Source organism: Candidatus Acetothermia bacterium (genome assembly GCA_024653305.1).
Lineage (GTDB): Bacteria > Bipolaricaulota > Bipolaricaulia > Bipolaricaulales > Bipolaricaulaceae > JACIWI01.
In genome coordinates this window covers 1-7,746 of record JANLFW010000029.1, presented here as the reverse complement: position 1 = coordinate 7,746, position 7,746 = coordinate 1, and the positions used below count along the sequence as shown (strand labels likewise).

Below are 7,746 nucleotides of genomic sequence, written 5' to 3'. Positions count from 1 at the left end.
CCATCTGCCGGGTGTGGAACGCCCCCTCGCTCCCGGTGATCCCCTGGACCAGCACGTGGGTGTCCGCGTCGATCAGGATTGCCACTCGTCTCACCTCTCTCACGATGGATGGCATAGGATAGGAACGGGAGTGGGCCGTGGCAAGCAGGGTGGAGTCCGATTGCACACGGTGGGTTGACAGGCCAGCCCAGCGGAGGTATAAACCGCGTTGCAGTATGTTTCAGTATATCGTGCGGCGGCTGCTGTGGACGATCCCCGTCCTTTTGGCCATCATGACCGCGACCTTCATTCTAGCCCATGCCATCCCGGGAGGGCCGTTCGACTTCCGCGGCGAAAAGCAGCTCCCGGAAAGCATCCGCAAGAACCTAGAGCGGAAGTACCAGCTCGACAAGCCGGTGTATGTACAGCTCGGGAAGTGGATCTGGGACGCGCTCCGGTTGGACCTTGGCCCGTCCTACACCAGCCGCGCCCAAACGGTGAACGACATCCTGAAGCGGACGTTCCCCATCTCCTTCCAGCTCGGCATCCTGGCCCTGCTCCTCGCGCTGTGCATCGGCATCCCCATGGGGACCATCGCCGCCGTCAAGCAGAACACGGTTGTGGACTACGGGGCGACGTTCGTGGCCATCCTCGGGGTATCCATCCCGAACGTGGTGCTCGGCCCACTTCTGATCTGGATTTTTGCCCTCAAGTTGGGGTGGTTCCCTGCCGCCCGGTGGGGGACGGACTACACGCAGCTTGTCCTGGGGTTCTTCCCCCCGATCACATCGGCCAAGTTCTGGCTCCATGCGATCCTGCCTGCGTTCACCCTCGGCACCGCCTATTCTGCGTCCATCGCCCGCCTGACCCGGGCCAGCCTCCTCCAGGTGATCCGTGAGGAGTACATGCGCACGGCCTACGCCAAGGGGCTCCATTCGCGGCGGGTGATCATCCTCCACGGCCTCCGAAACAGCCTCATCCCGGTGGCGACCGTGCTCGGGCCGATGTTCGCCGCGGTGGTCACCGGGAGCATGGTGGTGGAGCAGATCTTCGGCATCCCCGGGATGGGCAGGTACTTCGTGACCTCGGTGACCAACCGGGACTATCCGCTGGTGATGGGGGCCACCCTGGTGTACTCCCTGCTTTTGGTGTTCGCGAACCTGCTCGTGGACATCAGCTACGCTTGGCTCGATCCCCGCATTCGATACGACTGAGGATGAGGCTGCGCAAAGCACGGTCCAAACGGGAGAGGGGGGTCGTCGGGCGGAGCCCGATGCGGGAAGCGTTCCACCGCCTGTTCAAGCACCGGGCAGCGGTGATCGGCGGCGTCTACGTGCTCCTCCTCATCCTGGTGGCCCTGTTCGTGGACACCACGATCTTCGCCAAGATCATCGGCCGCGAGCCGCGGCCCCTCATTGCCCCCAAGCACTACGCCGAGGCGAGCTTCTTCGAGCGAGACCTGCCCCCGGGAACGCCGGGGTATCCACTGGGAACGGACTACCTCGGGCGCGATATCCTAAGCCGTACCCTCTATGGAACCCGGATCTCGTTGTCGGTGGCGGTGGTGGCGGCCACGGTCAGCCTGGTGATCGGCCTCACCTATGGGGTGATCTCCGGATTTTCCCCGACCGGCGTCGACAACGTCATGATGCGGTTCGTGGACTTCCTGTATGGCTTCCCACTCCTCATCTTCATCATCTTGCTCCAGGCCTACTTCAAGGCGGTGAGCCGCCAGGGGGCCACCGGGTTCATCGGGGTGATGGTGAACATCGACAAGGCCTTGGGGGGCATGTTCTTCCTGTTCATCGCCCTCGGGCTCCTCAACTGGATCGGCATGGCCAGGTTGGCGCGGGGGCAAACGCTCTCCGTGAAGCAGAAAGAATACATCGAGGCCGCGCGGGCGGTGGGGGCGAGCAACCTGCGCATCGTGTTCCGCCACGTGCTGCCCAACATCATCGGGCCGTGCATCGTGGCCGAGACGCTCGCCATCCCCGGGTACATCCTCACCGAGGCGTTCCTGAGCTTCATCGGCCTCGGAGTTACCCCCCCGACCCCGAGCTGGGGCCTGATGATCTCGGAGACGTACCAGGGGTTGCGCACCTACCCGTGGGAGACGTTGGTCCCTGGGGCGGCTCTGGCCACAACCACGCTTGCGTTCAACTTCCTCGGCGATGGCCTGCGGGATGCGTTTGACCCCCGTTTGCGAGGTACGTATACTAAGTAAGTGACGTCTCTATCCCTCATCGATTTGGGGAAAAGGGGGTGATGGCCGGAGGAAGAAGCTTCCTGGGTCCCAGGCTTGAGCGTTGGAGATCCTCAGAAATGGGAGGAAGGAGGTAAGCGGTGAAGTGGAGCAAGATTGCGGTTCTGGCGATTGCTGGGCTCTCCCTGATGGTATGGCCGGCGCTGGCGGCGAAGGTGGTGCTGAACCGGAACCTGGGCACGGAACCCCCCACGGCTGACCCCGCCCTGGCTACGGACACGACGTCCGTAGAGATTATCGAGAACATGTTCCTTGGCCTGGTCGACCTGGATGAAGTTGACATGCACCCCATCCCCGAGCTGGCCACCAGCTGGACGGTCTCAGAGGACGGGCTCACCTGGACGTTCTCCATGCGCAACGACGTGTACTGGGTGAAGTACGACCCGAAGAAGGGCGAGGTGGTCTATGACCTGGACGCGGACGGCAAGCCCCGCCCGGTCACGGCGTACGACGTGGAGTACGGGGTGAAGCGGACCCTCGACCCCAATACGGCTTCCGACTATGGGTACGTGCTGTACATCATCAAGGGCGGTGAGGCCCTGAACACCGCCGATCCGGGGGCGCCGAACTTCCAGGAGCTCATCGATGGCGTGGGCGTGAAAGCCCTCGACGCGTACACGGTCCAGTTCACCCTCGAGGCCCCGGCCGGCTACTTCGGCCAGATCGCGTCGATGTGGGTGGCCCGCCCGCAGCCGGAGTGGGCGATTGACGCCTATGGCGACGCGTGGATCGAGCCCGAGAACATCGTGACCAACGGCCCGTACGCGATGAAGACGTGGGTCCACAACGATCACATGGTGTTCGTGAAGAACCCGTACATCCCGGCCGACCTATGGGGTGGCGGCAACATCGACGAGGTGTACGCGGTGATGGTGGTGGAGGCGTCCACCGAGTTCGCGATGTACCTCAACAACGAGCTCGACACCGGCGGCGTGCCGCTCCCGGAGATGGACCGGGTGAAGACCGATCCGGTCCTGTCCAAGGAGCTCGTCATCCGCCCCTACCCCTGCACCTACTACTACGGGTTCATCATCACGAAGCCGCCCATGGACAAGGTCGCGGTTCGGAAGGCCCTATCCATGACCATCGACCGGAAGACGTTGGTCGAGCAGGTGACCAAGGGTGGGCAGCTCCCGGCGAACACGTTCGCCCCGGGGATGATCTTCGGTAACGCCGCCCTCGATCCGCGCATCGCCCCGTGGGCCCTCACCGAGGAGCTCGGCGGCTGGGGCTACGATCGGGCGCTGACGGAAGCGCAACAGCTCATGGCCCAGGCCGGCTATCCTGACGGTGCAGGCCTGGAGATCGTGCTCATGCACAACGTGTCCGAGGCTCACGCCCGCATCGCCCAGGCCATCCAGGCCATGTGGGCAAAGGCGTTCCCCAAGGCCAAGTTCATCATCGAGACCCAGGAGTGGAAGGTCTACCTGAACACCATCAGAAAGGATACCCCGGTGGAGAACGTGCCCCACGTGTACCGGCTCGGGTGGTGTCAGGACTACCCGGACGAGAACAACTGGGTGCACGAGGTGTTCAACCCCACCGCGGGCCGGAACGACACGCGGATGAGCGCCGATGATCCAGAGGTGGGTGCGGCCATCGCCAAGTTCGACGAGCTGACCCGCCGGGCCGGCCGCGAAACCGACCCCGAGGTGCGCAAGCAGCTGTACTTCGAGGCGGAGCGGCTCCTGTGCGACGAGATCGTGGCCATCGCCCCGATCTACTACTACACGCAGATCGCGCTCACCAAGCCCTGGCTGACCCGCCGCTGGCACGACACGCCGCACTGGGACACGTGGAGCATCGACGCCGCTGCTAAGCAGAAGGCCACCGGGTAGTCTGACGGTTGGTTGGAGGACAATGGGGCCTCCCCGGGAAACCGGGGAGGCCTTCTTTGCCCGGAACCGGTCCACATGGCAGATCTCCCCTCCCTTGGTATGATGGAAAGCGTGAACAGGTGCTCCCGCAAGCAATGGGCCCAGGGGATGGCCTTTCTCTTGTGTCTCCTCGCGGCCTTGAGCGGGTGTGCCCCGCGAAAGAGCGACCCCATCCGCTCCGGGTGGAGCCGGGGACTCCCGGTGGCGGAGACCGAGGTCGGCGAGGCCCCGACCCTGGCCATCGCCCCCACCGGCCGGTGGCTGGTGTGGACCGGCCAGGCTGACGGCGACACCACCTTTTTCTTGAGCCGAGTCGACCCGATGGGGCATGTCACCGCCCCCTCTCCGATCCCACTGGCCCTCGATTACCCCCATGCCCCGCGGCTGTTCGCTACCCCAAACGGCTTCTCCCTGTTCTTCCTGGCCCGCACCGCTCCTGGCCGGTACCGGATCTTCGTGCAACCCCTCGACGCCCACGGCGCCCCGACCGGGGCGGCCATCCCCGTTTCGCCCGCCGAGCAGGGTGTGGACGCGTACGCCGTGGGAACCACCCTCACCGGCTTCATGCTCGTCTGGAACGCAGTGGACGCAGGGGAATGGGCCCAGGCGTTGGACGAGGAGGGCATCCCTCTAGGCCCCCCGCTGCACCTCGCAGAGCGCGGCGGAGCGCCGGCACTGGCCGTCGACGGAGACGGCTGGACACACGTGATCTGGCTGAGCACGCCCGGCTACGAGCGACGGGAGCTCATGTATGCCAAGCTATCCGCCGACGCCGCCCTGGCGATGCCACCCTGTCCCCTGTGGGGGGGCAACGTGAGCCTGGGGGCGGTGTTCTCCGCACCGACGGTGGCGCTGGACACGCGATGGCTCTACGCCCTGGTCTCGGTGGAGTACCGCAGCGGGCTCAAGCAGGGGGCGACCGAGACGCACGTGGTGGCCGCTCCCCTGGCTGCCCCGGACAGGGCCGAACCGTTCCTGTTGAGCCTTCCCGAGGAATTCCCCGAGGAGTACCCCTACTCTTGGGAAGGCCTCCCCCTCGTCCCGTTGCCGCCGCAAGGAGCACACCGCGCCACCGATACCCATACCCCAGTGGCGTTTCCTGGACAGCGGGACCACGCCCTGGTCGCGGTAGGGGTTAAGGTCAGCGATGGCCGGAGGTCCGAGGTTCAACCTGCGGTGGTGGCGTTGAAAGACGGGGCGATTGTGGGTTGGTGTCCCCTTGCCAACACCACCGGTTGGTCCATCTCGCCCCAACTGCGTCCATCCCCCGACGGCTGGCACGCGGTGTGGTCGGACATGCACGGCTATGGGGCTTACCGCATCTACTATGCGACCACGGCCCCTGCCGAACGGGCCGTGCTGAACCGGGTGGAGATGGCCGACGTGCTGCACATGCTCCTCACGGTGCTATCCGGGTTCGTGAGCGGCCTGACCATGATCCCGCTGTTCCTGATGGCCGCCGTCCCCGGATTGCTCCTGGTGGTGGGGCACTACGTGTTCGGAGGAGAGGGAGACCTGCACACCTGGACCGCCCGCATCCTCTTGGTGCTGGGGCTTTCGCCGTATGTGCTGCTTAAGATCCTGTTCACCGCGGGGCTGGTGCCCACGATGCCTTTTGCTGCCTGGTTCTCGTCCGGGCTCGCCCGGTCCCTGGCCTTGTCGCTGCCGTTCGGGCTTCTGCTGGTGGACGGTGGGGCGTTGGCCCTGTACTGGCGGCGGTCCCAGGAACCAGGGTTGCTCCCAGCCTGGGCCCTATTCGTGGGGGTGGACATCGCGCTCACGCTGCTCGTCGTGGGCCCGTTGATCGCGGGCGCGTGACGTGCTCCTCACGCTAATGAGGGAAGCGGTGGACACGCATGGGAACAGGAGCAAGGCGGCCGCCCCCCCACTCTTCTCGCATCGAAGCATGAGCATGAGGACGTGAGCCGTCATGCCACTGTAGCCGGTGGAGCGAAGGAGCGGAAGAGCCTGGCCTTCTCCTGCTGAACGAGGAGGGCGTACTCGGTGTCGCTGTGGGCCTGGGCGATCCGCTGGGAGCTCCGCCATCGTTACCCCCGGCCGGAGGTACTGCTCCGGCTGGGGCAAACTCCTCAGTTTCTCGTACGGCGTAAGGTACACATCGTAGCGGTTGCGGATCTTGCCCTTGCGGTCTACGACCTCGGTTGCGTACCCGCACGGGCGGTGGTAGTTGAGGTAGACGTTGAGCGTCTTGCTGTAGAACGCTTGGATCTTCTCCGCCTCACCGTGGGCGATCCATCCGTACCCCATCTGCTTGCGCACGATGCCCCCGTTCTTCCCTTCCACGAGGGCCTGATCGTTGGTCTGCCGAGCCCGGCTCTTGGTGAACTCAATCCGCAGCTTCTCCAACAGCTCCGCCACAACACGGTTGATGTACTCGCTTCCGTTGTCAGCGTGGAACCCCAGGATCCGGAACGGGTACTGGGCGAGGATCTCCCCGAGCACAGGCACCAGGTAGTGCTCGCTGATCCGCGCCACGCACCCCAGGTTCTCCCACTGGGTGACCTCGTCGATCGTGTTGACGTGGTAGACCCCCTTCTCCCCGTCCCGATCCCCCTGATGGACCGTGTCCACCCGCAAGTAGCCAGCCTGACCTTGGGGGTTGGGCTTCCTGCGCTCGCCGATGCGGACCGTGGTGGGCTTCGTCCTGTGCACGGTGAGGCTCCGCTGGCGGTAGGCGAACCCTTGGCGTAGCCGGTACAGATGCGCCACCGAGATCGTGCTCCGGCGCCCGAACACGGTGTACTCCCGGCGCAGGATGGCCTGGGTCGCCGCTCCGGAGAGATGGTCGTGGGCGTTGTCCACCTCCGCGAGGAGTGCCTGATCGTCACGGGTGAACTTGACGGGGAACCGGTGGCGCTTGTAGCCCCGTAGCTGCACGTGCCCCGTGCGGCGGTACTGAGCGATGAGGCGCGTCAGCTGCGCGGGGGAGTAGCCGGTCATCTTCCCGAGGTACTGCCGCAGCAGTCCCTTGTCGGCCCTCGACCGCGAGATGTACCCGTACTTCCGCAGGGTCTTCTCCACCCAGGCGTAGGTTGCCTGGCGCGTCTGGCCTCGGAACCTCAACGTCCCGCTCGACGCGAGAAAGGCGGCCAGCTCCTCCATTGTCATCACACGCGAGTCGCTCACCATGACGGCCATCGCCTCCCAGATTGCGACTCACGTCTGCCCGCGATCCACGCTCGCGCTCATCTTGCGTGAGAACCTCGGGCCTCCTTCATGCTCATCTTGTATGAGACAACTCTCCAACTAGTGTCTCGTCCCTCAAATTTCCTTGCGATGTCGGAGTGCTATGCTCGGGGCATGAGCGCTGCACCGAGGGTTGAGCTTTCGGAGAAGGAGCGTGAAGCGTTGACCAGCACCGTGCGGGCCAAGACATCGTCCCAACGGGACGTGTTCCGTGCCCGCATCGTGGTTCTGGCCGCCCAAGGGAAGACGAACGTGGAGATCGCCCAGGCACTGGGCGCCTCACGGCCTACGGTGGGCCTGTGGCGCAGTCGGTTCGCTCGCCTAGGGCTGGAAGGGTTGAAGGATCGCCCACGCCCGGGGCGGCCGCGGGTGTACGCGGAGGCAGCCTCCACCACCCGGAGGCGATCCGCCTCCGCGTAC

7 protein-coding genes are annotated in these 7,746 nt (G+C 65.1%); 5 read left to right on the top strand and 2 right to left on the bottom strand.

Translation table 11 applies throughout. From position 1 onward, the window contains the following. On the bottom strand, positions 1 to 85 hold an 85-nt coding region (locus NUV94_07775), incomplete at its 3' end, for a succinyl-CoA synthetase, alpha subunit (protein MCR4392635.1). Between the two features lie 130 nt (positions 86 to 215). On the opposite strand from NUV94_07775, the gene NUV94_07770 reads away from it, so the two are divergent. From NUV94_07770 to NUV94_07755, 4 genes are all read left to right on the top strand, one after another. Further along, positions 216 to 1,193, top strand: a complete 978-nt coding sequence (locus NUV94_07770) for an ABC transporter permease (GenBank protein MCR4392634.1) — start codon at positions 216 to 218, stop codon at positions 1,191 to 1,193. Positions 1,194 to 1,195: 2 nt separating this feature from the next. Then, the gene (locus NUV94_07765; GenBank protein MCR4392633.1) at positions 1,196 to 2,203 is read left to right on the top strand and encodes an ABC transporter permease; all 1,008 of its coding nucleotides are present in this window, start codon (positions 1,196 to 1,198) and stop codon (positions 2,201 to 2,203) included. A gap of 119 nt (positions 2,204 to 2,322) precedes the next feature. Beyond that, positions 2,323 to 4,080: a peptide ABC transporter substrate-binding protein gene (locus tag NUV94_07760; protein ID MCR4392632.1), complete on the top strand. Its 1,758-nt coding sequence runs from the start codon at positions 2,323 to 2,325 to the stop codon at positions 4,078 to 4,080. Between the two features lie 111 nt (positions 4,081 to 4,191). Continuing rightward, entirely contained in the window at positions 4,192 to 5,937 is a 1,746-nt protein-coding gene (locus tag NUV94_07755) for a hypothetical protein (GenBank protein MCR4392631.1), read from the top strand. On the opposite strand, the gene NUV94_07750 is transcribed toward NUV94_07755, so the two are convergent. Beyond that, a complete protein-coding gene (locus NUV94_07750; protein ID MCR4392630.1) occupies positions 5,872 to 7,278 on the bottom strand; it encodes an integrase in 1,407 nt (468 codons plus the stop codon). The genes NUV94_07755 and NUV94_07750 overlap by 66 nt on opposite strands. Before the next feature lie 162 nt (positions 7,279 to 7,440). Between NUV94_07750 and NUV94_07745 the strand changes: the two genes are divergently transcribed. Further along, positions 7,441 to 7,746 (top strand): helix-turn-helix domain-containing protein (locus tag NUV94_07745; GenBank protein ID MCR4392629.1); only part of this gene is annotated, 306 nt, incomplete at its 3' end.

Coding starts and splice junctions, on each gene's coding strand:
- NUV94_07750 (MCR4392630.1), bottom strand. CDS start 7,278: ATGGCCGTCATGGTGAGCGACTCGCGTGTGATGACAATGGAGGAGCTG.
- NUV94_07765 (MCR4392633.1), top strand. CDS start 1,196: ATGAGGCTGCGCAAAGCACGGTCCAAACGGGAGAGGGGGGTCGTCGGG.
- NUV94_07770 (MCR4392634.1), top strand. CDS start 216: ATGTTTCAGTATATCGTGCGGCGGCTGCTGTGGACGATCCCCGTCCTT.